Below are 26,259 nucleotides of genomic sequence, written 5' to 3' on the forward strand. Positions count from 1 at the left end.
TATACGAGCCCATGGCCCAATACGTCTACACCATGAACCGCGTCGGCAAGATCGTGCCGCCCAAGCGGCAGATTTTGCGTGATATCTCGCTTTCGTTTTTTCCTGGCGCCAAGATCGGCGTGCTGGGCCTGAACGGCTCGGGCAAGTCGACGCTGCTGAAGATCATGGCTGGCGTCGATAAAGAGATCGAAGGCGAAGCCATTCCCATGCCGGGCCTGAACATCGGCTATCTGCCGCAGGAACCGCAACTGAACCCCGAACACACGGTGCGCCAATCGGTTGAAGAAGGCCTGGGCGCCGTCGTCACCGCCAAGAAGCGCCTGGACGAGGTCTACGCCGCTTACGCCGAGCCGGACGCTGACTTCGACGCGCTGGCCGCTGAACAAGCCGATCTGGAAGCCATCATCGCCGCCGCCGCCTCCAGCGGTTCGGACGATATCGAACACCAGATGGAAATCGCCGCGGACGCGCTGCGCCTGCCGCCCTGGGACGCCATCGTCGGCAATCTGTCGGGGGGTGAAAAGCGCCGCGTGGCCCTGTGCCGCCTGCTGCTGTCCAAGCCCGACATGCTGCTGCTTGACGAACCCACCAACCACTTGGACGCCGAAAGCGTGGAATGGCTGGAGCAATTCCTGCACAAGTTCCCCGGCACCGTCGTCGGCGTGACCCACGATCGCTACTTCCTGGACAACGCCGCCGAGTGGATTCTGGAACTGGACCGCGGCTACGGCATTCCCTGGAAGGGCAACTACAGCTCGTGGCTCGAGCAAAAAGAAGACCGCCTGAAGCAGGAAGAGTCCTCGGAATCGGCCCGCCAGAAGACGATCAAGAAGGAACTGGAGTGGGTGCGTCAGAACCCGAAGGGCCGTCAGGCCAAGGCCAAGGCGCGTCTGGCCCGCTTCGAAGAGCTGTCGTCCTACGAATACCAGAAGCGCAACGAAACCCAGGAAATCTTCATTCCGGTCGGCGAGCGTCTGGGTAACGAAGTCATCGAATTCAACAACGTCAGCAAGGCGTACGGCGATCGCCTGTTGATCGACAACCTGAGCTTCAAGATTCCGCCGGGCGCTATCGTTGGCATCATCGGCGCGAACGGCGCGGGTAAGTCCACGCTGTTCCGCATGATCGCCGGCCGCGAACAACCGGATTCGGGCGAAGTCACCATCGGCCAGACCGTAAAGCTGGCTTATGTGGACCAGTCGCGCGACGCGCTGGAAGACAAGAAGACGGTGTTTGACGCCGTGGCCGACGGCGCCGACATCCTGACCGTAGGCAAGTTCGAAATGTCGTCGCGCGCCTATCTGGGCCGCTTCAACTTCAAGGGCGGCGACCAGAACAAGGTGGTGGGCCAGCTGTCGGGCGGCGAACGCGGCCGTCTGCACATGGCCAAGACGCTGATCGCTGGCGGCAACGTGCTGCTGCTTGACGAACCGTCCAACGACCTCGACGTTGAAACGCTGCGCGCGCTGGAAGACGCCTTGCTGGAGTTCCCCGGCAGCGTCATGGTCATCAGCCACGATCGCTGGTTCCTGGACCGTATCGCCACGCACATCCTCGCCTTCGAAGGCGATTCGCAAGTGGTGTTCTTCGATGGCAACTACCAAGAGTACGAAGCCGACAAGAAGCGCCGCCTGGGCGAAGAAGGCGCCAAGCCCAAGCGCTTGCGCTACAAGGCGCTGAAGTAAGCCTTGCGGTAAAGCAGTCTGAGAAATCCCGGTCGATGCGCCGGGATTTTTTTTGTGGCGGCAATGCGCGCGCTGCCGCGCAGGCGGATGGCGTTATCCTACCGTTTCAACCTGGAGCCCTCGACCATGCTGCTGCAAGCCTCCGATTCCACCTTTCTTATCGTCGACATGCAGGGCCGCTTGATGCCCGTCATACACGACAACGAGGCCGTGCTGAACACCACGCACAAGCTGGCGCAGGCCGCGCGGCTGCTGGATGTGCCGGTGATCGCCACCGAGCATCACAGCAAGATGCTGGGCGTCACGGTCGACCCGCTGCGTGGCATTGTGCAGTCGACGTTTCAGAAGATGCATTTTTCTTCCACGCGCGAACCGGGCTTTGAAGCGTGGCTGCCGGCGGCGCGCAAAACCATTCTGGTGGCGGGCTGCGAAGCGCATATCTGCGTGCTGCAAACCGTGATCGGCCTGGCGGACATGGGCTACAAGGCGGTGTTGGTGTCTGACGCAGCAGGCTCGCGCAAGCCTGCTGATCATCATGCGGCGCTGCGCCGTGCGCGTGCGCATGGTGCGGATATCGTCACATCAGAAATGGCCATATTTGAGTGGATGCAGACCTGCGAGCATCCGCGCTTTCGTGATGTGTTACGTCTCGTCAAATAGCCGGCGCCCGTTGCAACATCGTCCCTGGGGCGTGCAAAGATTCTCTCGCTGTTTGACACAATTCCTGGGCAAACCTAACACCGCTTGAAGCGATATTTTGAGATCCTGAAGTTTCTAAACCCAAAAGGGGATCGCGCGCTCGCGTTAGATCCATGGTGCGGCCCCCGGGTACAAGAATAGGAGCCTCATCATGAAAATCGCATCTCTTTCCAAAATCTGTGTCGCCGTGGCGATGACCGCTGCAATGGCTGGCTGCTCGTCGTGGGACGGCATGAGCCATCGTCAAAAGAGCACGGTGGGCGGGGCCGCACTGGGCGGTGTCGCAGGCGCCGTGATCACCAACGGCGGCGTGCTGGGTACGGTTGGCGGAGCAGCGATCGGTGGCGTGATCGGCGATCAGGTCGGCAAGCGCTAAGCGTTTGCCCGCCATGCAAAACGCCCGGCATTGCCGGGCGTTTTTTTATGGCCGTTGTGGTGGACACGCGCCGGAGGGCCGGCGCGGCCACGCCGCATCACGTTTCGTTTTGCGGCATCTCGATCTTCACTTCCAACACTTCCAGCGTGTCCTGGCGTTCCAGGTGCACCTTGATGTCTTCAGGGTTGATCTTTACGTATTTTGAAATCACGGCGATAAGTTCCTGCTGCAACTGCGGCAGGTAGTCGGGCGAGTCGCCGCGGCCCCGCTCGTGGGCCAGGATGATCTGCAACCGTTCTTTGGCAACGGATGCGGACGATTTCTTTTGACCAAGCAGAAACGACAGGAAGGACATTGCTTACTTGCCTCCGAACAGGCGTTTCAGAAGACCGGGCTTTTCGTAGTCGGTAAAGCGCAGGGCCTTGTCTTCGCCAAGGTAACGGGCCACGACGTCCTTGTAGGCTTCGGAGACGTCCGTGTCTTTCAGGTGGATGGCCGGCAGGCCTTGGTTCGACGCTTGCAGCACCGCTTCCGATTCGGGGATGACGCCGATCAGCTTGATGCGCAGGATGTCTTCGATGTCGCCCAAGGACAGCATTTCGCCGTCGACCACGCGCTTCGGGTTGTAGCGCGTGAGCAGCAGGAATTCCTTGACCGGATCGCCGCCATCAACGGCGCGCTTGGACTTGGCCGCCAGGATGCCCAGGATGCGGTCCGAATCGCGTACGGACGAGACTTCGGGGTTCGTCACGACGAGCGCGTCATCGGCGAAGTAGGCGGCCATCAGCGCGCCCGTTTCGATGCCGGCGGGCGAGTCGCAGACGATGTACTCGAAGCCCATTTCCTTCAGGTCGTTGATGACCTTTTCCACGCCTTCCTGCGTCAGCGCGTCTTTGTCGCGCGTTTGCGAGGCGGGCAGGATGAACAGGTTTTCAAGCTGCTTGTCCTTGATCAGCGCCTGGTTGAGGGTGGCTTCGCCCTGGATCACATTGACGAAGTCGTACACCACGCGACGCTCGCAGCCCATGATGAGGTCGAGATTGCGCAGGCCGACATCGAAGTCGATGACAGCGGTCTTGTGGCCCCGCATCGCGAGGCCCGCGGAAAAACTGGCGCTCGTCGTGGTTTTACCCACGCCGCCTTTGCCGGAAGTCACCACAACAATGCGTGTCATGACGATCAAACCCTTATGTTCGAATAAATCGCGTTATCGTAAAGCAAAAAGCCCGTGTAAGGCTTCTTACAGAATGTGTTGAGACGTTCGTGGCGCCGCGCAAAAACCCTCTACGGTTTCAGCGCTTCGATGCGTAACGTATCGCCGTCCAGGCGAATCAAGGCCGGCTGATTTTGTAGCGTCCGGTCGAGCTTGTCTTCCACCACGCGGTACACGCCGGCCACGGCCAGCAGCTCGGCATCCAGATGCGTGGTGAAGATGCGCGCTGACGTGTCGCCGCGCGCACCGGCCATGGCTTTGCCGCGCAGCGGGCCGTACACGTGCACGTTGCCGTCGGCGATGACTTCGGCGCCCTGGCTCACCATGCCAATCACAACAAGGTCCGTATGGCGCGCGTAAACGCGCTGGCCGGAACGCAAGGGCTTGGTGATGACCAGCGCCGACGATGAATGCGGGGCGGCTTGCGTGGGGCTGGGCGCGGATGTGGTGCTGCTGGCTTCGCGAGCAGGCATCGGTTCGGCCGATGCGGACTTGGCCGGCGTGGCGGCGGTATCGGTTGCGGCGCCGTCAGCGGCCGATGTATCGGTGGGCGCGGGCGCGGTTTCAACGGCTGCGGCCGGCACCGAAGGCACGGGCGTCGACACATCGTTCGGGGGCGCGGTGTCTACGACGGGGGCGGGGCGGGCGGCGGGGGTGGACAGTTCCACCGGCGTCAGGCCGGCCTCGCGTGCGGCTTTCAGGTTCGCGCCTTCGGCCACCACACCGATCGGGGGCAGGTTATGGGCGCGCAGCGCGGCGACCAGCGCCGTCCAATCGATCTTCTCGTCGACGCGGCTGGCATCGATGACCACGGGTTCGTTCTCGAAGAAGCTGCCGGCATCCGCCATGCGCTTGGCCAGCGCGGCGGTCAGGCGTTCGGGGTCTGCGCTGTGCAGAACCACCCGGATGGCATACAGGGTGGCGCTTTTGAAGTCCAGGGCTAGGGATTCAGTGTTCATCTTGATTGTGGCTGGCGGTTCGCAGCGCGAGGAAATCGGCGCGCGCAACCGGCTGCGGGATGTCGGGCATGATAACCCGCTACGGGGTGGGGTGCGCAGGGGGGAAGACGAAAGAAAAAGGCGTCCGAAGACGCCTTTTTCCGTGTTATGCACGCGTGGCGGGTCAGCCTTGCGCCCACGAGTCGCGCAGCGTCACGATGCGGTTGAGCACCGGCGCGTCTTGCGTGGATTGCTTCAGGTCGGCCGTGAAGTAGCCCAGGCGTTCGAACTGCCAGGTCGCGCCCGGCGTGGCGACGGTGCCGGGTTCGAGCCAGGCGGTGACGGTCTGCTTGGAGTTCGGGTTCAGGCAGGCCAGGAAGTCCTTGTCGCCGCCATCGGGACGCGCATCGGCGAACAGGCGGTCGTACAGGTGGATCTGGGCCGGCACCGCGTGGGCCGCGCTGACCCAGGTGATGTTGCCCTTGACCTTGACGCTGTCCGCGCCCGGCGTGCCGCTTTTGGTTTCCGGCAGGTATTCCGCTTGCACCTCGACCACTTCGCCGGCTTCGTTCTTGGTGAAGCCGGTGCAGCGCACGACGTAGCCGTACTTCAGGCGCACGGTGTTGCCGGGGAACAGGCGGAAATACTTCTTCGGCGCTTCTTCGCGGAAGTCGTCGCGTTCAATCCAGAGCTCGCGCGACAGCGGGAATTCGCGCACGCCCGCTTCCGGGTCATGCGGATTGCGCGGCGCCGTGCAGATTTCCGACTGGCCTTCCGGATAGTTCGTGATGACAAGCTTGATCGGGTCCAGCACGGCCACCGAGCGGGCGGCGATGGGGTCGAGATCGTCGCGCACGGCTTGTTCGAGCAGGCTGTAGTCGATACGCGAGTCGGACTTGGACACAGCGGTGCGGTCGCAGAACAGGCGGATCGAGGCCGGCGTGTAGCCGCGGCGGCGCAGGCCGAAGATGGTCGGCATGCGGGGGTCGTCCCAGCCGTCCACATGGCCTTCGCGCACCAGTTGCAGCAGCTTGCGCTTGCTGGTGACGACGTAGCTTAGATTCAGGCGGGCGAATTCATATTGGTGCGGCAGCGGCTGGGCCAGCTTGCCGAGCTCTGCCAGGCGCGTGAGTATCCAGTCGTAGAAGGGGCGCTGGTCTTCGAATTCCAGCGTGCAGACGCTGTGCGTGATGCCTTCCAGCGCGTCTTCCACCGGGTGGGCCCAGCTGTACATCGGGTAGATGCACCATTGGTTGCCCGTGCGGTGGTGCGTCGCGTGGCGCACGCGGTACATGACCGGGTCGCGCAGGTTGATGTTGGGCGAGGCCATGTTGATCTTCGCGCGCAGCACCAGGCTGCCGTCCGGATGCTTGCCGTCGCGCATTTCACGCAGCAGGGCGATGGACTCGGCGGCCGGGCGGTTGCGCCAGGGCGAGTCGGTGCCGGGTTCGGTCAGCGTGCCGCGGTTGGCGCGGATTTCTTCGGGGCTTTGCTCATCGACGTAAGCGTGGCCGGCTTCGACCAGGGCTTCGGCGAACTCGTACATATAGCCGAAGTAGTCGCTGGCGAAGTACAGGTTTTCCTGGCCGTTGTCGGCCTTCCAGTCAAAGCCCAGCCAGCGCACGGCTTCGATGATGGCGTCGACGTATTCCTGGTCTTCTTTCTCGGGGTTGGTGTCGTCAAAACGCAGGTGACACACACCGCCGAAATCGCGCGCCAGCCCGAAGTTCACGCAAATGCTCTTGGCGTGGCCAATGTGCAGGTAGCCGTTGGGCTCCGGCGGGAAGCGCGTGCGGATACGGGCGGCGTCCAGCTCCCCCTGTTCCTGCACGGCGGCCGGGCCAGGCTTGCCCGCCCAGCGTTTGCCCTGGAAGCGGTTGGCTTCAAGGTCGTCCTGGACGATGTTAAGCAGGAAATTGGATGCAGCAGGGGTCGGCGTCGTGGCGGAGGTCATTCTTGAAAGAATAGGAAAAAGCGGCGACAAAGCGTCAATTTTGCCACGTTCCGCCTCAGGAGCCTTTTTAGACCCGGTTCAAGCGGTTTCAAACTGCCCCCATTGTCTTGTAACTGGCTCTACACTACGGCCCATTATGGATATATCCACCCTTTCCCTGGCCCGTGCGCAGTTCGTGGCCAGCCTGAGCTTTCTGGCGCTTTTCCTGGCCGTATCCCTGGCGCTTGCATGGGTGCTGCTGTTTTTCAAAGTGCGCGCCCGGTGGTCGGGCCGCGGTGGCTGGACCGCCGCTTACCGCTTCTGGGTGCGAATTTTCGCCCTGGCTTTCGTGCTGACCCTGGCGGCCAGCGTGCCCGTGCTGATTCAGATCGGCAGCCTGTGGGCCGGCCTTATGGACAAGATCGGTAACGTCGCCGGCCCCTTGCTGGGTTACGGCATCCTGTCCGTCTTCATCTTGAAGTCGTGTTTCCTGGGCGTCATGCTGTTCGGCCAGCGCCGCGTGTCTGACTTCGCGCACACGTTGGCGGTGCTGATGGTGGCCGTGGGCCAGTTGGTGGCGGTGTTCTGGGTGCTGGCCCTGCAATCCTGGATGCAAACGCCCGACGGCGCGATTCTTGTCGATGGCCGCTACCAGGTCTATGACTGGGTAGCCGTGGTGCTGAACCCCTCGGTGGGCTGGCGTATGGCCGTGGTGGTGGTGGGCGCGGCGCTGGCCGCCGCGTTCCTGATGATGGGCGTCACCGCCTTGCAGGCGCTGCGCCGCCCGCTGGGTGATGGCGAACGCAATACCTTCAAGACCGCGCTGGTGATTGCGGTGGTGGCCGCCTTCTTGCAAGTGCCGGTGGCGACCGGCGCGGGGCAGATGGTGGCCAAGTTGCAGCCTGCCAAGGCCGCCGCGGCCGCGGGCTATTGGGAAAGCGGCTCGGAGCCGCAGCTGGTGCTGTTCGGCTGGCCCGATGCCCGCGCCCATACCAACGTGTCTGACCTGACGATCCGCAACGCCGGCGGCATGTGGCTGCACCGCAATGCGGACGGCACCTACCAGGGCCTGGACAAGTATTCCGGCATGCTGCCACCGGTAGCGCTGACCTTCTGGTCATTGCGGGTGGCGGTAGGGCTGGGCCTGTTGATGCTGGCGGTGGCGTGCGTGACCTTTTTGATGACGTTCCGCCGCGGGCTGGACCCGTCGACGCTACCTGTCTGGTGGCAGCGCGTGCTGTGCGCCATGATGTTTTCGGGCGGCATTGCCGTGGTGGCCGGATGGTGGGTGTCCATCATCGGGCTGCAACCGTTCGCCGTGAACGGCACCATCACGCAGTCTGAAGTGCTGGGGCAGATGCCGTCCAGCACCGTGCTGTACGGGCTGCTGGGCTATGGCCTGCTGTATGCCTTGTTGCTGGCCGCCTTCGCGGGCATGTTGTTCCATGCCGCGCGCTACGGCGTTGTGCCGGTGCGCAAACTGGGCGGAGGTACGCCATGATCGCCATGCTTGCCGCATCGCAGGGGCTGAGCCCCGAAGACCCTTCCTTCTGGATGCCGCTGGCCTTCATGGGCTTGCTGTTCGTGGTGATTGCCGCCGGCATGGTGCTCGACGGCTTCGACCTGGGCGTGGGCATCCTGCTGCAATTGGCGCCAGAGCACGAGCGCGGCCGCATGATGTCGCTGTTAAGCCCGTGGCGCGACGCCAATGAATTCTGGCTGCTGCTGGGCATGGGTCTTTTTGCGTCGGCCTTTCCCTTCGCGTGGGGCGCCGTGCTGGGCAAGCTGTACGGGCCGCTGACCTTCATGGTGCTGGGCGTGGTGCTGCGCAGCGTGTCGTTTGAATTCCGCATCCGCGCCCGCAATGAAAGCAAACCGCGCTGGATCTTCGGGTTCTGGGCAGGGTCGATCATCACCGCTTTCGGCCAGGGCATGCTGCTGGGCCGCATCGCGACCGGGTATCAATCTGACGCCGGCTACGGCTGGTTCGCGATGTTCGTCGGGCTATGCGCCGTGGCGGCCTATGTGTTGCTGGGCGCGTCGTGGCTTGTCATGCGCGTGGACGGCGACCTTCAACGCCGCGCCGCTAACTGGGCGCGCCACGCCATTCGCTGGACGGCCGTGGGCATGGTGTCGATTGCCGTCACGCTGGGCCTGGCCAATGCGGGCATCTTCTACAAGTGGAGCAACATCGCCCACCTGAGCCTGGCCGCCACGGTCTGGGTGCTGATGCTGGCGGGCTACGTGGCCGCGGAAATGCTGCTGGCGCGTCTGCCCGGCAAGGCCGACCGCTTCAGCTGGCTGCCGTTCGTGCTGTGCGTGGCCTTGTTCCTGCTGATGCTAAGCGGGCTGGCGTACAGCCTGTTCCCGTACCTGATCCTGGACGACATGACGCTTTGGGATGGCGCGGGCGCGCTGGGTTCAATGCGCCTGGTCATGGCCGGCGCGGTCGTGGGGATACCGGTGGTGCTGGTGTTCAACATCCTGGCCTACCGCTCGGTCTTCGGCAAGGAACGCGGCCCGGTGCCGCTGCTGCCGCCCCCGTCGTATTGATCTGGGGCGCCGCAAGCGCTGCGGGATGGGGTGCGCGCGTTCACCCGCCGTTTTCCACGGCCGGGCGGCGTGTGCTGCCGCCCCACTTACAACACCGGTTTGGCCACGCGTTGCAGGATTTCTTCGCCGTAGGCTTCGAGCTTGCGCGCGCCGACGCCGCTGATGTGGCTGAGCGCATCCATCGAGTCGGGCTGAGCCAGGGCGATTTCGCGCAACGTGGCGTCATGGAAGATGACATACGCCGGCACGCCGTGGCTCTTGGCGACTTCGCCGCGCCATGCGCGCAACGCTTCGAATACGGGTTGCAGTTCGGCCGGCAGGTCGATGGCCGCGGCCTTGGGGCGGCCGCTGCTGGTCTTGCCTGAGCGGGTTTTCTTTTCGGATTCGCGCCGCAGCATCAGCTGGCGTTCACCCTTCAACACGGCGCGGCTGCCTTCTGTCAGCGCCAGCGTGCCGAACCCTTCGTTGTCCACCGTCAGCAGGCCCTGCGCCAGCAGTTGGCGCAGCACGCCGCGCCAGGCGGTGTCGCTCAGGTCTTCGCCCACGCCAAACACGCTAAGCGTTTCATGGCCGTGCTGCTTGGTGCGGTCGGTGACCTTGCCACGCAGGATGTCGATGATGTGGCCGGCGCCGTAACGCTGGCCGCGTTCTTTCCACAAGCGATAAACGGCGGATAACACCTTTTGCGCGGCGACGGTTCCGTCCCACGCTTGCGGCGGTTCCAGGCAGACGTCGCAGTTGCCGCAGGCGGTGATCTGCTGGCCGAAGTAGGCCAGCAGCCGCACGCGCCGGCATTCCACGGTTTCGCACAGGCCCAGCATGGCGTCCAATTGCTGGCCCAGCCGACGGCGGTAGGATTCGTCGCCAGGGGATTCGTCGATCATGCGGCGCTGTTGCACCACGTCTTGCAGGCCATAGGCGAGCCATGCGGTCGCGGGCAGGCCATCGCGGCCGGCACGGCCGGTTTCCTGGTAGTAGCCTTCGACGGACTTGGGCAGATCGATGTGCGCCACGAAGCGTACATCGGGCTTGTCGATGCCCATGCCGAAGGCAATGGTGGCCACCATGACCACGCCGTCTTCGCGCAGGAAGCGGGCCTGGTTGGCCGCGCGCACCTGCGGGCTGAGCCCGGCGTGGTAGGGCATCGCGTCGATGCCCTGGTTGCACAGGAACTCGGCGGTTTCTTCCACCCGCGCCCGCGACAAGCCATACACCACGCCGGACTCGCCGTCGTGTTCGGTGCGGATCATGTCCAGCAACTGCTTGCGCACCTCGTTCTTTTCGATGATGCGGTAGCGGATGTTGGGCCGGTCAAAGCTGGAAACGAAATGGCGGGCGTCGTCCAGTTGCAGGCGCTGCGCGATCTCGGCGCGCGTATCGGCCGTGGCCGTGGCCGTGAGCGCAATGCGCGGCACGTCCGGCCAGCGCTCGTGCAGCATCGACAGGCCCAGGTATTCCGGCCGGAAATCGTGCCCCCATTGCGAAACGCAGTGCGCTTCGTCGATGGCGAACAGCGCGATGCGGCCGCGTTCAAGCAGTTGCAGGCAGCGGTCGGTCAACAGGCGTTCGGGGGCGACGTACAGCAAGTCGAGCTCGCCCGCCAGAAACGCCTGTTCGACGTCGCGGGCCACGCGCCACTCTTGCGTGGAGTTCAGGAACGCGGCGCGCACGCCAAGTTCGGTCAGCGCATCGACCTGATCCTGCATCAGCGCGATCAGCGGCGACACGACGATACCGGTGCCTTCGCGCACCAGTGACGGGATCTGATAACAGAGCGATTTCCCTCCGCCCGTGGGCATCAGGACCAGCGCGTCACCGCCGTCGATCACTTGTTCGACAATGGCTTGCTGGTCGCCGCGGAAGGATTCGTAACCGAAAACGCGCTGCAATACGCCGAGGGCGCGCGCGTCAGACATGGGGGTAGGCCGGAAGCATCATGGCAGGGATTTTAAGCCGCAATTCCCGGCCGTCATTTTTGCAGGGATATTTCCGTCCGGGTGGCGGTCCGGTGAACCGGCGGCGGGGCATTCGCGATCCGGGGTGCGCCAGCGGTTGGGCATTCGCGATCCCGGGCGTGCCGGCGCTGCCGCAATCCTTACCAGCTCAGCCACGTTCCGCGCATGAACGTATCCACGGGCATGCTCAGGTTGGCGCGCCACTCGTAGTTGCCCGAAATGATGTCGCGGTCGGCCCCGACGGCCAGCCTTACCTTCGGCGCCACGAACATGCTGTGCGACAGGCCCACGCGCTGCTCGGCCAGCGTGGACCCTTCATGCAGCCCCGAGTACGTGCCGCTGAACGTGCCCCATCCGGTGATCGGCACACCGGCCGACAAGGTATTGCGCGACTGCGGGGCCGAGGCCACGCCGCCCGAATACGTCGACAGGTCGCCAAAGCCCGCGCCGATCTGCTCGTTGGTGTAGCCCAGGTTCACCGTGTCGGCCACGTCCACGCTGTAGCCGATGCGGTAGCGCCAGGCATTGGACGCGTCAAACGAGCTTTGCGTGGCGCCGGCCTGGAACGTGCCGTATTCGCCCGCCGCATAGGTGGTGCCCATGCCGCGGGTGGTCAGGGACGGGGCGCTTTGCATCTGGCCTTCAACGGTCAGGGCGGGGGTCAGGCCATAGCGCACGCTGCCGGTGCCAACCGAGGCCCCATAGTCCACCGCCCCCGAGCTGGCGGTGGGGTCCATGCGGTTCAGCTTGCCGACCGACGACGAGTAGCCGAAGCTGCCCTCGGGCACGGTCGCGCTGGACCCCGCCCAGTTCGCGATCTGCAAGCCGCCCACCGGCGCGCTGCTGCCCCAGACGGGCGCATTGGCGTTGATGTTGCCCACCGTCACCGACGGGCCGGTGGTGTTGCGGTAGACCCAATTGCGGTCGCCCGCATAGCGCAGGCCATCTTGCCCGCTGACGGATGAGAACCAGGGGCGCGAAGGGCGCGAGACGCCCGAAATCACCACGACGGGGATGCGGGGGATGTCGCCCGTGTCCAGCGCAAAGTCATAATCCGGCGGGGTGTCCTCGGATGCCGGCGCGGTAGCGGGCGCTGACGCGGTCAGTTCACAACCTAGTGGCGAGGATTCGGTGGAACCGCTAGCCGTGGCGTCGCTCTGGCCAGCCCCAACCTGGGCGGCCCCGACCTCCGTGGCCCGGACCTCGGCGGCCCCGACCTCGGCGGCCCCATTCAGGCTCGGCCCCAGCCCGGGAATCGGATCGGCGTCGCGGCTGTTCCCGGCGCCTTGCACCGAGGTGTCCATGGCCGGTTCCGCCACCATCAAATCGCAGGGGGCGGGGTCCAACGGCACGGCACGCGCGTCAATCGACGGCGCGGGGCGCACGGGGATGGGTTGCACCGGAGACAGCACCCCAATGCCGCGCGCGACCAACACCGGTCTACCCGCGGCGGGCATACCGGCAGCGGGCGTACCGGCATCGGGCATACCGCCAGCGGCAGCATCGCCAGCGGGCGTGGATTCGGAATAGGGGGGCGCATAGGGGGTGTCGGCAAGCGCTGCGGCCAACGGGCAAGTCAAACCCGCCGTCAGCGTCGCGTGCAACCACCGTCTGCGCCACTTTGCAGGGGCGACCATACGGACCAGTGTAAATAGGGGGCGTTGCCGTAGCTGTAAATGATTTTTAGTAAACCGGACGAGCGGCAAGGCCAGCGGCTATTTTAGGGCCAGTCCAAGGCGAACTGCACGTGCGCCGCAACGGCTTGGAAAACCCGCCGTACATCGTGCAACAGGTGTATTTCAGTTGATTTCTTGCCCCTTGCGGCGGAACGCGCCGCGCCGCACTATGGCATCCATGGACAATCCCCACACCAAGCTGCTGGTCGTCGACGACGACCCGGCCCTGCGCCAACTGCTAGCCGACTACCTGAACCGGCACGGCTACGACACCCTGCTGGCGCCGGACGCCACCGATTTGTCATCGCGCATTACCCGCTACGCGCCCGATCTGCTCGTGCTTGACCGCATGCTGCCGGGCGGCGATGGCGCCGATGCCTGCCGCCGCCTGCGCGAGCAGGGCGAAGACATCCCCGTCATTCTGCTCACCGCCCGCGATGAAGCGGTAGACCGCATCATCGGCCTGGAAGCCGGTGCCGACGACTACGTCGGCAAGCCCTTCGACCCGCGTGAACTGCTGGCCCGCATTGAGGCCGTGCTGCGCCGCAAGCGCGGCCCGTCCGCGCTGACGAAAGACGCGCCCGTCACGTTCGGCCCTTTCCTGTTCGACCCTTCCACCCGCCAACTGTCGCGCGAAGGCACGGTGGTCAAACTGACCGGCGGCGAAATCAATCTGCTGGAAGCCCTGGTGCGCAACGCCGGCAAGCCGTTATCGCGCGAACGCCTGCTGGCGTTGGCCCGCGATGACGACGCCGGTGAACGCAATGACCGCGCCATCGACATCGCCATCCTGCGCCTGCGCCGCGTCATCGAAGACGACCCCAAGCAACCGCGCTGGATTCAGACCGTCTGGGGCATTGGTTACCGGTTCTCGCCCTGATGCGTTTTTCCCCTGGTTTTCTGGTGCCGCGTTCGCTGCGGGCGCGCCTGATCCTGCTGATCCTTGGGTCGGTGCTGCTGACCCAGGCGGCCACGCTGGTGACGGTGTCGTACTTCCGGCACAAGTTCATGGAAGACGTGGCCATAGGCTATATCGTCACCACGATCCGCACGCTGCGTGCCGCCTTGTCCGAGGTGCCTGCCGAAGACCGCGCCGAATTCGTGCGCACCGCGTCGCAGAACCAATGGCGGCTGTGGTCGCGCGTGTTGCCGGCTGAAGCCAAGTTGCAGCGCTTCAACGGCCGCCGTCCGCCGCCCCCGCCGCGTTCCGCCCCCCGTCCGCCCCCGCCGCCTCCCTCTGACGCCCGCCCAGGCGGCATGCCGCCGCCGCCCGAAGTCCGCGGCGAAGAGCATGACGACGATAACGGGCGGGACGACACGCGCGTGGCCGAGCAACGCGATGCGGACCGCGCCGCGCACGAAGAACGCATGCGCCGCTACAAGCCCGAGCCCGACGACATCCGCCGTGATCTGCGTGTGCTGGTGCAACTGCTGAACGAGCGGCTGAACGATGGCACCCGCGTGGCGCTGTCACGCGGCCCCGCCCCCGAGATCTTCATTTCACTGGCGCCCAACTCCGCCAGCGAAGACGTGCCGCGCCTGCGCGAATGGCTGGTCATTCCGCTTGACCGCCTGGACCCGCCTGTGGCGACCCCGTTCATCGCCGCCTGGCTGGGCGGGCTGGGTTTGTTGCTGCTGCTGGCCGTGGGTTTTTCGTGGCATATCACGCGCCCCATCACCCGGCTGGCCGATGCGGCCGACCGCCTGGCTGCCGGACAGCCGCAGCGCGTGGAGCCCTCGGGCCCGCATGAAACCCGCGCGCTGGGCGTGCGGTTCAACGCGATGCTGGACGCGCTGGCGGAATCCGATTCCGTGCGGCGTACGCTGTTGTCGGGCCTGCCGCACGACTTGAAGGGGCCGCTGTCGCGCATGTGGCTGCGCATTGAACTTGCCGACGATTCCAAGCTGAAGGAAGGTCTGCGCACCGATCTGCAAGACATGCAGCACATGGTCGACCAGTTCATCGGCTTCGTACGCGGCACCGACCCCGCCGCGTACCGTTACGCGTCGATGGTGCTGTCCGACTGGCTGACCGAACGCGTGGGCGCTTGGCAGGGCGCCGGCACGGATATCCATCTGAAAACGGTGGACGACGACGCGCCCTTGGTTGTGCAGGCCGACGCCGTGGCGCTGGGCCGCTTGCTGGACAACCTGATCGGCAATGCGCTGAACCACGGCGCGCCGCCGGTGGACGTCCACTTGCGCCGCGAAGACCGCTACGCGGTGCTGGACGTGGCGGATCATGGCCCCGGCATCGTGCCGGATCGCCGCCAGGAAGCGCTGCGGCCCTTCAGCCGGCTGGACGACGCGCGCACGCGCACGGGCAGCGTGGGCCTGGGCCTGGCATTGGCCGAAGCCATCGCCCGCGCGCACGGCGGTTCGCTGGAACTGCTTCAGGCGGAATCCGGCGGTTTGTGCGTGCGGGTGAAGCTGCCGCTGTCGTCAGAAACGGTTTAAGGAAAGAGGGGGGCAGGCAGCCCCCCCTTGCCGGCCGCGGCGCGTCCCCATCAGTTGGCCCCTGGCGGACGCCGCCATACGGTACGATGCATCCTGCTTCTTCCCTTGTCGTTTCCGCACCATGGCCATTCAGTCCGATTCCCTTTCCTCCCGTCCCGACGCGCCCCGTATCGTGGCGCCTCAACCGGTGTCGCCCAACGAGGAATCGATCGAACGCGCCTTGCGCCCGAAGGCGCTTCAGGAATACGTGGGCCAGCAGCGCGCGCGCGAACAGCTCGAGATCTTCATCGCCGCCGCCCGCAAGCGCGGCGAGGCCCTGGACCACGTGCTGCTGTTCGGCCCGCCGGGGCTGGGCAAGACCACGCTGGCCCACATCATTGCGCATGAAATGGGCGTGCAATTGCGCCAGACGTCCGGCCCGGTGCTGGAGCGTCCGGGCGACTTGGCCGCGCTGCTGACCAACCTGGAAAAGAACGACGTCCTGTTCATCGATGAAATCCATCGCCTGTCGCCCGTGGTCGAGGAAATTCTCTACCCGGCGCTCGAGGATTTTCAGATCGACATCCTGATCGGCGAAGGCCCGGCCGCGCGCAGCGTGAAGCTGGACCTGCAACCGTTCACGCTGGTGGGCGCCACCACGCGCGCGGGCATGCTGACCAATCCGCTGCGCGACCGCTTCGGCATTGTGTCGCGGCTGGAGTTCTACAACGCCACCGACCTTGGCCACATCGTGACGCGCAGCGCGGGCCTGCTCAACGCGGGCATCACGCCTGACGGCGCAGCCGAAGTGGCGCGCCGCGCCCGTGGCACGCCCCGTATCGCCAACCGCCTGCTGCGCCGCGTGCGCGACTATGCCGAGGTCAAGGCCAGCGGCACCATCGATGCGGACGTTGCCGGCCGCGCGCTGGCCATGCTGGAAGTGGACCCGCAAGGCTTGGACCTGATGGACCGCAAGCTACTTGAAGCCATCATCCACAAGTTCGACGGCGGGCCGGTGGGCGTGGACAGCCTGGCCGCCGCCATCGGCGAAGAACGCGACACGATCGAAGACGTCATCGAACCGTACCTGATCCAGCACGGCTATCTGCAACGCACGCCGCGCGGCCGCACGGCCACGTTGACCACATGGCGCCATCTGGGCCTGACGCCGCCTGCTGGCGTGGCCAGCGGCAGCGGTGATCTTTTCGGCAAGTAGGCGCACGGCGCGCCATGGATTTGGCGCGCGATTGGCACGGCGCGCATTCCGTACTGCGCATGGCGCGCGACGCACATTCCGCGCGACGGGTTTATGATCCGAGGGTTTCGACATTCCCGCGATCAAAGGACCGGATTCCATGCTGCCCGAATTGCCTACCTATGATGATGTCGTCCGCGCCAGCGAGCGCCTGGCCGGCCATGCCCACCGCACGCCCGTCCTGACCTCGACGACCGCCGACGCCATCAGCGGCGCGTCCATCTTCTTCAAGTGCGAAAACTTCCAGCGCATGGGCGCCTTCAAGTTCCGCGGCGGCTTCAACGCCATCGCGCGCTTGACGCCTGAACAGCGCGCCGCAGGCGTTGTGACGTTCTCGTCGGGCAATCACGCGCAGGCCATCGCGCTGGCTTCCAAGCTGCAAGGCGTGCAGGCCACGATCATCATGCCGCTGGACGCCCCCGCGGCCAAGCGCGCGGCAACGGAAGGCTACGGCGGCAAGATCGTCACCTATGACCGCTATACCGAAGACCGCGAACAGATCGCCCTGCGCATCCAGGCCGAAACGGGCGCCACGCTGATTCCGCCTTACGACCACGAAGACGTGATCACCGGCCAAGGCACGGCGGCCAAGGAATTGTTCGAAGAAGTGGGCGAGCTGGACTACCTGTTTGTCTGCCTGGGCGGCGGCGGCCTGTTGTCGGGTTCGGCCTTGTCGGCGTTTGCGCTCAGCCCGCGCTGCCTGGTCTACGGCGTTGAGCCCGAAGCTGGCAACGATGGCCAGCAGTCTTTGCGCAAGGGTGAAATCGTCCGAATCCCGGCGCCCAAGACGCTGGCTGATGGCGCGGCCACCACGCACCTGGGCAATCTGACCTTCCCGCTCATCCAGAAACATGTGCGCGATATTGTCACCGTGACGGATGCGCAATTGGTCACCACGATGAAGTTCTTCGCCGAACGCATGAAGATGGTGGTGGAACCCACGGGCTGCCTGGCGGCGGCTGCGGTCATGCAGAACGTGGTGCCGGTGCAGGGCGCGCGGGTTGGCGTCATCATCAGCGGCGGCAACGTCGACCTTCCGGCTTACGCCAAGTTGCTGGCGTCCTGACGCGCCGTGGGCGGCCCGCTCGCCGGGCCGCCAAACCGCCGCGCCGATCCGTGCTTGCGGTTGCGGCCCGTGCAGGGCAGAATCGAATCTCGATCCTGACAAACAGGGGGCTGCGGCATGCGTATCCTAGTCATCGGCGGCACCGGTTTCCTTGGCCGTCATCTGATTGCCCGATTGTCCGGCGACCTGCACCAGATCATCGTGCCCACCCGCCTGTTGGCGCGGGGCAGTGAACTGCAAGTCTTTCCCACCGTGACCCTGATTCAGTCCGACATCCATGACGATGCCGCGCTGAACGAGCTGGTGCGCGGCTGCGATGTGGTCGTGAATCTGGTGGGCATCCTGCACGGCAATACGGGCCAGCCGTATGGATCGGACTTTGCGCGCGCGCACGTGCATTTGCCGCAGCGCATTGCCCAAGCCTGTGTACGCCAGGGCGTGCACCGCTTGCTGCACGTCAGCGCGCTGGGCGCGGACTCCCAGGGCGACAGCATGTATCAGCGCTCCAAGGGCGACGGCGAAGCGGCCATCCAAAAAGAATTCCAGGCCGCCAACGACGCCGGTTGGACGATCTTCCGGCCATCGGTGATCTTTGGCGCCGACGATAATTTCACGAATATGTTCGCCAGGCTGGCGCGCTGGCTGCCCGTGCTGCCGCTGGCGGGCGCGCACGTGCGCATGCAGCCGGTCTATGTGGGCGACGTGGTCGCCGCGATGGCGTCCGCGCTGGGCAACACGCACACGTACGGAAAAATCTATGAGCTAGGCGGCCCGCAGGTCTACACGCTGGGCGAGATTGCGCGGCTGTGCGCGGCCTGGAGCGGCCATCCCCGCCCGGTGATCAACATGCCGATGGGCGTGGGCCGCATGCAGGCGCGCTTGTTTGAATCCATGCCAGGCACCCCGCTGATGTCGCGCGACAACCTGGATTCCCTGCGCCGCGACAACATCTGCGCCGGGCCGATCGCCCCCGAATTGCACGTCGTCCCCACAGGCCTGGAGGCCGTCGCCCCCCGCTACCTGTAGCGGGGCGAAGCGCGCCCCGCCCCTGGTCAGCGCACCAGCGCCTTCAGCGCCTGCTTGATCCCATCGGACACGCCCACGCCTTCAGGCAGCGTCTTCAGCGCCGACAGCGATTCTTTCTCTGAATACCCCAGCGCCAGCAGCGCGTTCAAAATATCCGACTGGTTATCCGGCGTGGCATGCGACGCCGCGCCAATATCCGCGCCCAGCTTGCCGCGCATTTCCAGCAGCAGCCGCTCGGCGGTTTTTTTGCCGATGCCCGGCACGCGGGTCAAGCGGCCGGATTCCTGCAACGTAATGGCCTGCGCCAAATCCGCCACGGACAGGCCGGACAGCACCGACAGCGCCGTGCGGGCGCCAATTCCGCTGACCTTGATCAGTTCGCGAAATGCGCTGCGTTCACCCGCCGTGCCGAAGCCATACAGAATATGCGCGTCTTCGCGCACCGTCAGGTGCGTGTACAGCGTGACGCGCGCGCCGGTTTCCGGCAGTGAATACAGCGTGCTCATGGGCACGTCGATGTCGTAACCCAGACCGCCTACGTCCACGCAAATGGTGGGCGGCAGTTTTTCGATCAGGGTTCCGGTGATGCGTCCGATCATGGTGATGATGGCCTGGTAAAAAATGAGGCCGCAGAATGCGCGGCGAATGCGGGCATTCTATACGCGCGAACGGCGCGCGTGGATCGGGCGGGGATGACGCAGCGCGTCGCAGGCCGATTGCGCGCCGCGCGATCAGCCGATCAAGCGCCCGTTGCGGATGCGCGTCTTGCCGCCCATGCGCAGCGTCGTGCCCAGGCGTTCCAGCTTGTCTTGCAGCGGGCCGACGTGCGCGTGGCAGATGGCGCAGGCCAAGGCGTCAGCGGAGTCAGGGGCGGGCGTGCCATCCAGCGCCAGCAAGTGCTGCACCATCATCTGCACCTGCTCTTTGGCGGCGCGTCCGGTGCCCACCACGGCTTTCTTGATCTGCAAGGCGGTGTATTCGTGCACCGCCAGCGAACTATCGGCCAGCGCGCACAGCGCCGCGCCGCGTGCCTGACCCAGGAGCAGGGTAGACGCGGGGTTGGTGTTCAGGAAGACGATTTCAAGCGCGGCGACATCGGGTTTGGTGTCGTGCGCCACCTGGCGCAGATTGTCCAGGATGACTTTCAGGCGTTCGGCCAGCGTCAGCGCCGGCGGGACCACGATGGTCCCGCTGGCCACGTAACGCAGCCGGGAGCCGTCGGCATCGATCACACCGAAGCCGGTGCGGCGCAAGCCGGGATCGATGCCGAGAACGCGCATCAGTGGCGGAAGTGGCGGGTGCCGGTCAGTACCATGGCGATGCCGTGCTCGTCGGCCGCGGCGATGACTTCGTCGTCACGCATGCTGCCACCGGGCTGGATCACGCAGGTTGCGCCTGCCGCCACCACCACGTCCAGGCCGTCGCGGAACGGGAAGAACGCGTCCGACGCCACGGCCGAACCCTTCAGGGTCAGGCCAGCGTTTTCGGCCTTGATCGATGCGATGCGCGCCGAGTCGATACGGCTCATCTGGCCGGCGCCCACGCCCAGCGTCATGCCGCCGCCTACAAACACGATGGCGTTGGACTTGACGTACTTGGCGACCTTCCAGGCAAATGCCAGATCGTTCATTTCCTGTTCGGTGGGCTGGCGCTTGCTGACCACCTTGAGCGCATCGCGCGGCACGTTGTAGGCGTCCGGGCTTTGCACCAGCCAGCCGCCGCCCACGCGCTTGATGTCCAGGGCGTTCTGGCCTACGCCCATCGGCACTTCCAGCACGCGCACGTTTTTCTTCGCTGCCAGAATGGCCAGCGCGGCGCCGTCATAGGCCGGGGCCAGCAGCACTTCCATGAACTGGCCGCTGACGGCTTCGGCGATAGCAGCGTCAACCGGGCGGTTGAAGGCGATGATGCCGCCGAAAGCGGAAGTCGGGTCGGTCTTGAAGGCTTGCTGGTACGCGCCCAGCGTGTCAGCCGCCACGGCCACGCCGCAGGGGTTGGCATGCTTGACGATGACGCAGGCCGGCACGTCGAAGCTGCGCGCGCATTCCCATGCGGCGTCGGCGTCGGCGATGTTGTTGTAGGACAGTTCCTTGCCTTGCAGCTGGCGGTAGTTGCCCAGCAGGCCGGCCGGACGCTGGGCGTCCACGTAGAACGCAGCGGTCTGGTGGGGGTTCTCGCCGTAGCGCAGCGCCTGTTCCTGCTTGACCTGCAAGGTCAGCGTGCCGGGCCATTCGTTGCGGGCGGGCACGGCTTCCTGCGCCGGCTCGGCGTCGGTCAGGCTGGTCAGGTAGGCGGCGATGGCGCCGTCGTACGCGGCCGTGTGGGCGTAGACCTTCGAGGCCAGCGCCAGGCGCAGGCCGTACGAGGTGCTGCCGTTCTTGTCCATTTCGGACAGCACGCGCGAATAGTCGACCGGGTCGATCACCACCGTCACGCCACCGGCTTCGGTGCCATGGTTCTTGGCGGCGGCGCGCAGCATGGCCGGGCCACCGATGTCGATGTTCTCAACGGCGTCAGCGAACGTGCAATTCGGCTTGGCGACGGTTTCGCGGAACGGATACAGGTTGACCACCAGCATGTCGATGCGATCGATACCCGCCGCCTTGATGGTGTCCATGTGCTCGGCGCTGTCGCGGCGGGCCAGCAGGCCGCCGTGAATCTTGGGGTGCAGCGTCTTGACGCGGCCATCCAGAATTTCCGGCGAACCCGTGTGGGCGGCCACTTCGGTGACGGTCAGGCCGGAGTCGGCCAGCAGCTTGGCGGTGCCGCCGGTCGACAGCAGGCGCACGCCACGCGCAGCCAGGGCGCGGGCAAATTCAACGATGCCGGTCTTGTCGGACACCGAAAGCAGGGCGGTTTCGATTTTCATGGTGGGGACGGGAGTCGGGCGGTGCGCCTTTCTCGTTCAGGTCGGGATGGGAAATCTGCGAAGGGGCGGCCAGCACCCGGCAGGGGCTGGCCACGCGGGAAAGCTATACCTGGATATTGTGCGCCAGCAACTTCTTGCGCAGGGTGTTGCGAGTGATGCCCAGCATTTCAGATGCCCGCGACTGGTTGCCGCCCGAACGCTCCAGCGCCACTTCAAGCACCGGGCGCTCGACACAGCGCATCACCATGTCCCACATATCGTGGGGCTCGGATTCACCCAAGTCTTCGAAATAGCGCTCCAGACTGGCGCGCACGCATTCTTCCAGGACATCTTTCTTGCTCATTTGAGTACAGATATTTTTATGTTGGTGTTGAGGCGGTTATGCCGCCAGCAGGGCTTCTGCGACCGGCGCCGGGTGGGTCTCGCCGTCGCGCGAGAGGGTGTCGAACCAATCCGACACCGCCCGCCACTGGTCGCGGGTATTGTCGATCAGGTTCATGCGGGCGCAGAACGAATCCGCGCCCGGCAGGCCGTCCAGATACCAGCCAATATGCTTGCGCGCCGTACGTACGCCGGTGTGCTCGCCATAGAACCGGTAATGGTCGTCGAGATGTTCAAGCAGCAGCTCGCGCATTTCCCCATAAGAGGGAGGGGCCAGTGTTTCGCCCGTGCGCAGGTAGTGGTCGACTTCGCGGAAAATCCAGGGACGGCCTTGGGCCGCCCGGCCAATCATGACCGCGTCGGCGCCAGTGTAATCCAGGACGTGCTTGGCTTTTTCAGGCGAGTCGATATCTCCGTTTGCGATCACGGGGATATTCAGCTCGGCCTTGACGGCGCGGATAGTGTCATATTCCGCCTCGCCCGTATAGAGGTCGGCGCGGGTGCGGCCGTGCAAGGTCAGGGCGGCGATGCCGGCATTTTCGGCCAGTTTCGCTACGCGCAGGGCGTTGCGGCTATCGCGGTCCCAGCCTGTGCGCGTCTTCAAGGTGACCGGCACCCCCAGCGGGGCGCAGGCCGACACGACGGCGTCCAGGATGCGGACGATCAGGTCTTCGTGGCGCAGCAGCGCGGACCCCGAGGCCACGTTACAGACCTTCTTCACGGGGCAACCCATGTTGATGTCGATGATGCGCGCGCCCTTGCCGGCGTTGAAAACGGCCGCTTCGGCCATCATGGCCGGGTCGGCGCCCGCAATCTGCACGGAAATGGGGGCGATTTCACCATCGTGGTTCAGGCGGCGGGACGTTTTGACGCTATCCCACAGCTTGGGGTTGCTGGCCGCCATCTCGGAGACGGCGTAACCCGCCCCCAACTTCTTGCAAAGTTGTCGGAACGGACGGTCCGTCACTCCCGCCATGGGAGCGACAAGCACGTTGTTGGGAAGGGTCCATTGGCCTATGCGCATGGTCACATTTTAACCGGCTCGATCAGCCCCCCCTTTTTCAGGGGCCGACAGCTTGGTAACAAGCGCGTCAGGCGCGAAAGCCTTGCAGCAGATGTTGCGCCAGCGGGGCGCGCAAGGGGGATGCCAGATCCATCCCCAATAAGGCCAGGCCACAGGCGTGCTCGACCGGGGCCAAGCCGGTGGCGAACACCCGGGGCATCAAATCGGTCAGGCCGGCGGTGATGACGCGGTCGAATTGACGCGCCTGGGCAAAGTCGGCCAGCAGCAGAGTGGGGCTGGTGCCGGGTTGCGCCAGCCAGCCGGCAAGCGTCTGCGCCAGTTGGGCGGCGTCGCGCAGCCCCAGGTTCAGGCCCTGGCCCGCGACCGGGTGCAGGGTTTGCGCGGCATTGCCGATGGCGGCGACGCGGCCTTGCACTTGGGCGCGGCGAGCGGCCAGCGCCAAGGGGAAGACGTGACGCGGCGCCTGGCTGGACAGCCGGCCCAGCCGGTCGCCAAACGCGTCCGACAGCGCCTTCGAGAAGGCGGCGTTGTCCAGCGCCGCCAATTCCGCGGCGCGATCGGGCGCGCTGCACCACACCACCGAGTACGCGTCAGGCGTTTGCGGATGCGGCAGCAAGGCCAGCGGGCCTTCAGACGTGAAACGTTCCCACGCCCAGCCGCGGCGCGGCAAGGTGGCGTGCGCGGTGGTCAACACCGCGTGTTGGTCGTAATCGCGGCGCACGTCGGTGGCGCCTGCGCCGTCGGACTGCACGGCGACTTGGCACAACAGCGTGTGGTCGCCTTGCACAATGCGCACGCCGTCGGCGTCCTGGCGTTCAACCTGAGCGGCGGGGCCGGACAGCACGGTGACCCCACAGGCGGCCACGCATTCGTCCAGCTTGGCGTGCAGGCCGGCATAGGCCACCACGCTGCCCAGCTGCGGCACGTTGAAATCGGTGTTTTGGATGACGGTGCGGCCCAGCCGTCCGCGTTGCGATACGTGGATGTTGCGAATGTCGGCGGAACGATCCGGCCAGGCATGCAAGGATTCCAGCAGCACGCGGCTGCCATGGTTCATGGCCAGCACGCGGGGGTCGGCGGCAGGCGCCGCCGCAGCGGGCGCGGCCGGGGCCGGCGCGGCGCCAGCCAGCAGGGCGATGCGGGCCGGGTCCGGCGCCACGCGCGCCAGCATCAGGGCCAGCACGCGGCCCACGGGGCCGGCGCCAAGAATCGCAATGTCGAAGGCGGATGCAGTCATGGCGGGATTTTAACCGTCCACTACAATCCCGGACAGCCAGCGCGGCGGGTCGCGCGGCCCACCTTCCCGGTTGATTGCTATGACGCAGGTTCAGGCTTCCTCTTCGCTGTCCGCCGTATCCGCCCGCCGCCCGCGCGGCAAGGTCGCCGTGGGCTTATTGGCTTGTCTGTTCGGCTGGCTGGGCGCCCACTGGTGGTATCTGGGCCGCCGCCACGCGTGGCTGGTCACGCTGCTGGCGGTCGTCAGCCTGTTCTGTGCGTTCCGGTTCTATCCGGTCTGGTACGACAACCCCGCGTTCTTCCTGCTGTTCATTCCGATGATCGACGGGTTCATCGAAAGCGCGGTGTTCTCATTGATGTCCGACGAGAAATTCGACCGTCTCTACAACCCCGATCACGGCCGCCCGTCTTCCACGGGCTGGGGGCCGGTGCTGGTCGCCATTCTGGCGTGCCTGGTGGGCTCGGTTGTGTCGATGTTCGCCATCGCCATGGTGGTGGTCTACGTCTGGGTGGCCATGGGCTGGCTGGACGGCCTGGTGCTCTAGGCCGCCAGGCCGCCCCCCGGGCCACATCTATTCGCGCATCAGCGCTTCGATCTCGCTGGCCTGTACCGGCACGCCGCGGGTGATCAATTCACAGCCTTCGTCCGTGACCAGCGCATCGTCCTCGGTGCGGATGCCGATGTTCCAGTAGCTTTCCGGCACGTCGTCGGCCGGGCGCACATAGATGCCGGGTTCAATCGTCAGCATCATGCCTTTTTCCAGCGTGCGCCAGGGGCGGTCGGCGCCGTGGGCCGTGCCCGCCTGGCGATAGTCGCCCACGTCATGGACGTCCAGCCCCAGCCAATGGCCGGTGCGATGCATGTAGAAGCGGCTGTAGTCGCCCGATTCCAGCACCCCGTCAAGCGAACCCTTCAACAGTTTCAAATCCAGCATGCCTTGCGCCAGCACGCGCAGCGCGGCTTCGTGGCCGTCATTGAAGCTGCGGCCGGGGGCGGTGGCCGCCGCCGCCGCTTCCTGCGCGGCCACCGTCAGGTCATACAGCGCGCGCTGCGGGCCGCTGTAGCGGCCATTCACCGGGAACGTGCGGGTGATGTCACTGGCGTAGCTGTCGACTTCGCAGCCAGCGTCGATCAACACCAGGTCCCCATCGCGCAGCACGGCCTCGCCCGCGGGGTAGTGCAGCACGCAGGTGTTGGCGCCTGTGGCCACGATGCTGTTGTAGGCCACGGCCTGCGCGCCGTGGCGGCGGAATTCATACAGCAGCTCGGCTTCCAGTTCGTATTCGTGCATGCCGGCGCGGGCCACGCGCATGGCGCGCGCGTGCGCGCCCGCTGAGATCTTCGCCGCGCGCCGCATCGCGGCGATTTCAGAGGGGTCTTTGATCAGACGCATATCCGCCAGCAGGGGGCGGATGTCCTGTTGGCGGGTGGGCGGCGCGTGGCCTGCGCGGCTGGCCTCGCGGGCCGACGCCAGCCAGCGGTGCAGGCGCCCGTCGGTGCGTTTATCGCCCGCAAGCGGCGCGTACAGCGTAGGGTGATCCAGCATCAGCTTGGGCACCAGTTCATCCAGCGCGTCGATGGGGTGCGCGTCGTCGAAGCCAAAATGCGCGGCGGCGGCTTCGGGGCCGAAGCGTTTGCCTTCCCAGATTTCATGCTCTACGTGGCGTTCCCGGCAGAACAGCAGCGCGCGGTCGGTCGCGCCCGCAATCAGCACCAGCCATGCCGCCGGCTCGGTGAAGCCGGTCAGGTAGAAGAAGTCGCTGTCGTGCCGGTAAGGGTATTCGGCGTCGCGGTTGCGTATCGCCTCGGGGGCGGTCGGCAGAATGGCGATACCGCCGCCTTCTGCGCGCATCCGCTCCATCAGGCGTTGGCGCCGGGCGGCGAAGGGGATGATATCGGCGGGAGGCAGGCTCATGGCGGGCAGGGGCGCGAACCCC

The 26,259-nt window shown here is 65.6% G+C and carries 24 protein-coding genes; 11 read left to right on the top strand and 13 right to left on the bottom strand.

Annotation, left to right across the window (positions count from 1 at the left end):
• The first annotated feature begins 11 nt into the window (after positions 1 to 11).
• The 3 genes from ettA (at position 12) to ACFZAI_RS08150 (ending at position 2,760) form a co-directional block, all read left to right on the top strand.
• Positions 12 to 1,685 (top strand): energy-dependent translational throttle protein EttA, encoded by a 1,674-nt coding sequence (gene ettA / locus ACFZAI_RS08140; protein WP_006217650.1) that lies wholly within the window; start codon positions 12 to 14, stop codon positions 1,683 to 1,685.
• A gap of 126 nt (positions 1,686 to 1,811) precedes the next feature.
• The gene (locus ACFZAI_RS08145) at positions 1,812 to 2,345 is read left to right on the top strand and encodes an isochorismatase family protein (RefSeq protein ID WP_391566455.1); all 534 of its coding nucleotides are present in this window, start codon (positions 1,812 to 1,814) and stop codon (positions 2,343 to 2,345) included.
• Between the two features lie 190 nt (positions 2,346 to 2,535).
• The gene (locus ACFZAI_RS08150; RefSeq protein ID WP_391566456.1) at positions 2,536 to 2,760 is read left to right on the top strand and encodes a glycine zipper 2TM domain-containing protein; all 225 of its coding nucleotides are present in this window, start codon (positions 2,536 to 2,538) and stop codon (positions 2,758 to 2,760) included.
• Positions 2,761 to 2,857: 97 nt separating this feature from the next.
• Here the strand turns inward: ACFZAI_RS08150 and minE are convergent, their stop codons facing one another.
• The 4 genes from minE to ACFZAI_RS08170 all read right to left on the bottom strand — a co-directional run bounded on the left by minE (position 2,858) and on the right by ACFZAI_RS08170 (position 6,865).
• Positions 2,858 to 3,115, bottom strand: a complete 258-nt coding sequence (gene minE, locus ACFZAI_RS08155; RefSeq protein ID WP_171661813.1) for a cell division topological specificity factor MinE — start codon at positions 3,113 to 3,115, stop codon at positions 2,858 to 2,860.
• Between the two features lie 3 nt (positions 3,116 to 3,118).
• Positions 3,119 to 3,934, bottom strand: a complete 816-nt coding sequence (gene minD / locus ACFZAI_RS08160; RefSeq protein ID WP_054424590.1) for a septum site-determining protein MinD — start codon at positions 3,932 to 3,934, stop codon at positions 3,119 to 3,121.
• A gap of 110 nt (positions 3,935 to 4,044) precedes the next feature.
• Positions 4,045 to 4,932, bottom strand: a complete 888-nt coding sequence (minC, locus tag ACFZAI_RS08165; RefSeq protein ID WP_391566457.1) for a septum site-determining protein MinC — start codon at positions 4,930 to 4,932, stop codon at positions 4,045 to 4,047.
• A 163-nt stretch (positions 4,933 to 5,095) separates the two neighbouring features.
• Complete coding sequence (locus ACFZAI_RS08170) at positions 5,096 to 6,865, bottom strand: glutamine--tRNA ligase/YqeY domain fusion protein (RefSeq protein WP_391566458.1); 1,770 nt, start codon at positions 6,863 to 6,865, stop codon at positions 5,096 to 5,098.
• 136 nt (positions 6,866 to 7,001) lie between these two features.
• Here ACFZAI_RS08170 and ACFZAI_RS08175 point away from each other — a divergent pair, with 136 nt between their 5' ends.
• Positions 7,002 to 8,345 (top strand): cytochrome ubiquinol oxidase subunit I, encoded by a 1,344-nt coding sequence (locus ACFZAI_RS08175; protein WP_391566459.1) that lies wholly within the window; start codon positions 7,002 to 7,004, stop codon positions 8,343 to 8,345.
• Positions 8,342 to 9,397 (top strand): cytochrome d ubiquinol oxidase subunit II, encoded by a 1,056-nt coding sequence (locus tag ACFZAI_RS08180; RefSeq protein ID WP_391566460.1) that lies wholly within the window; start codon positions 8,342 to 8,344, stop codon positions 9,395 to 9,397. The genes ACFZAI_RS08175 and ACFZAI_RS08180 overlap by 4 nt, the downstream gene beginning before the upstream one ends.
• A gap of 86 nt (positions 9,398 to 9,483) precedes the next feature.
• Here ACFZAI_RS08180 and recQ read toward each other — a convergent pair whose 3' ends face one another.
• A complete protein-coding gene (gene recQ, locus ACFZAI_RS08185; protein WP_391566461.1) occupies positions 9,484 to 11,313 on the bottom strand; it encodes a DNA helicase RecQ in 1,830 nt (609 codons plus the stop codon).
• 179 nt (positions 11,314 to 11,492) lie between these two features.
• Complete coding sequence (locus ACFZAI_RS08190) at positions 11,493 to 12,956, bottom strand: fimbrial protein (RefSeq protein ID WP_391566462.1); 1,464 nt, start codon at positions 12,954 to 12,956, stop codon at positions 11,493 to 11,495.
• A gap of 250 nt (positions 12,957 to 13,206) precedes the next feature.
• Between ACFZAI_RS08190 and ACFZAI_RS08195 the strand changes: the two genes are divergently transcribed.
• From ACFZAI_RS08195 to ACFZAI_RS08215, 5 genes are all read left to right on the top strand, one after another.
• Positions 13,207 to 13,908, top strand: a complete 702-nt coding sequence (locus tag ACFZAI_RS08195; RefSeq protein WP_054424747.1) for a response regulator — start codon at positions 13,207 to 13,209, stop codon at positions 13,906 to 13,908.
• Positions 13,908 to 15,485: a sensor histidine kinase gene (locus ACFZAI_RS08200; protein WP_391566463.1), complete on the top strand. Its 1,578-nt coding sequence runs from the start codon at positions 13,908 to 13,910 to the stop codon at positions 15,483 to 15,485. The genes ACFZAI_RS08195 and ACFZAI_RS08200 overlap by 1 nt, the downstream gene beginning before the upstream one ends.
• A 121-nt stretch (positions 15,486 to 15,606) precedes the next feature.
• Positions 15,607 to 16,680 (top strand): Holliday junction branch migration DNA helicase RuvB, encoded by a 1,074-nt coding sequence (gene ruvB, locus ACFZAI_RS08205; protein ID WP_391566464.1) that lies wholly within the window; start codon positions 15,607 to 15,609, stop codon positions 16,678 to 16,680.
• Between the two features lie 139 nt (positions 16,681 to 16,819).
• Complete coding sequence (locus ACFZAI_RS08210; RefSeq protein ID WP_391566465.1) at positions 16,820 to 17,785, top strand: threo-3-hydroxy-L-aspartate ammonia-lyase; 966 nt, start codon at positions 16,820 to 16,822, stop codon at positions 17,783 to 17,785.
• 117 nt (positions 17,786 to 17,902) lie between these two features.
• Entirely contained in the window at positions 17,903 to 18,811 is a 909-nt protein-coding gene (locus ACFZAI_RS08215; RefSeq protein ID WP_391566466.1) for a complex I NDUFA9 subunit family protein, read from the top strand.
• Between the two features lie 26 nt (positions 18,812 to 18,837).
• Here the strand turns inward: ACFZAI_RS08215 and ruvA are convergent, their stop codons facing one another.
• The 6 genes from ruvA to ACFZAI_RS08245 form a co-directional block, all read right to left on the bottom strand.
• On the bottom strand, positions 18,838 to 19,410 hold the full coding sequence (ruvA, locus tag ACFZAI_RS08220; RefSeq protein ID WP_391566467.1) for a Holliday junction branch migration protein RuvA: 573 nt from the start codon (positions 19,408 to 19,410) through the stop codon (positions 18,838 to 18,840).
• Between the two features lie 132 nt (positions 19,411 to 19,542).
• Positions 19,543 to 20,091 (bottom strand): crossover junction endodeoxyribonuclease RuvC, encoded by a 549-nt coding sequence (gene ruvC, locus ACFZAI_RS08225; RefSeq protein WP_391566468.1) that lies wholly within the window; start codon positions 20,089 to 20,091, stop codon positions 19,543 to 19,545.
• Positions 20,091 to 21,680, bottom strand: a complete 1,590-nt coding sequence (purH, locus tag ACFZAI_RS08230) for a bifunctional phosphoribosylaminoimidazolecarboxamide formyltransferase/IMP cyclohydrolase (protein WP_391566469.1) — start codon at positions 21,678 to 21,680, stop codon at positions 20,091 to 20,093. Before purH ends, ruvC begins: the two co-directional genes overlap by 1 nt.
• A gap of 103 nt (positions 21,681 to 21,783) precedes the next feature.
• Positions 21,784 to 22,023 (bottom strand): helix-turn-helix domain-containing protein, encoded by a 240-nt coding sequence (locus ACFZAI_RS08235; RefSeq protein WP_006217670.1) that lies wholly within the window; start codon positions 22,021 to 22,023, stop codon positions 21,784 to 21,786.
• Between the two features lie 36 nt (positions 22,024 to 22,059).
• On the bottom strand, positions 22,060 to 23,085 hold the full coding sequence (gene dusB, locus ACFZAI_RS08240) for a tRNA dihydrouridine synthase DusB (RefSeq protein WP_054424745.1): 1,026 nt from the start codon (positions 23,083 to 23,085) through the stop codon (positions 22,060 to 22,062).
• A gap of 67 nt (positions 23,086 to 23,152) precedes the next feature.
• Positions 23,153 to 24,322, bottom strand: coding sequence for a UbiH/UbiF/VisC/COQ6 family ubiquinone biosynthesis hydroxylase (locus ACFZAI_RS08245; RefSeq protein WP_391566470.1), 1,170 nt, complete (start codon positions 24,320 to 24,322; stop codon positions 23,153 to 23,155).
• A gap of 79 nt (positions 24,323 to 24,401) precedes the next feature.
• On the opposite strand from ACFZAI_RS08245, the gene ACFZAI_RS08250 reads away from it, so the two are divergent.
• Positions 24,402 to 24,866: a hypothetical protein gene (locus ACFZAI_RS08250; protein WP_391566471.1), complete on the top strand. Its 465-nt coding sequence runs from the start codon at positions 24,402 to 24,404 to the stop codon at positions 24,864 to 24,866.
• A gap of 27 nt (positions 24,867 to 24,893) precedes the next feature.
• On the opposite strand, the gene ACFZAI_RS08255 is transcribed toward ACFZAI_RS08250, so the two are convergent.
• Positions 24,894 to 26,237, bottom strand: coding sequence for an aminopeptidase P N-terminal domain-containing protein (locus tag ACFZAI_RS08255; RefSeq protein WP_391566472.1), 1,344 nt, complete (start codon positions 26,235 to 26,237; stop codon positions 24,894 to 24,896).
• Between the last annotated feature and the right edge of the window lie 22 nt (positions 26,238 to 26,259).

The organism is Achromobacter sp. NPDC008082, assembly GCF_042957345.1.
GTDB classification, from domain to species: Bacteria; Pseudomonadota; Gammaproteobacteria; order Burkholderiales; family Burkholderiaceae_B; genus Achromobacter; species Achromobacter kerstersii_A.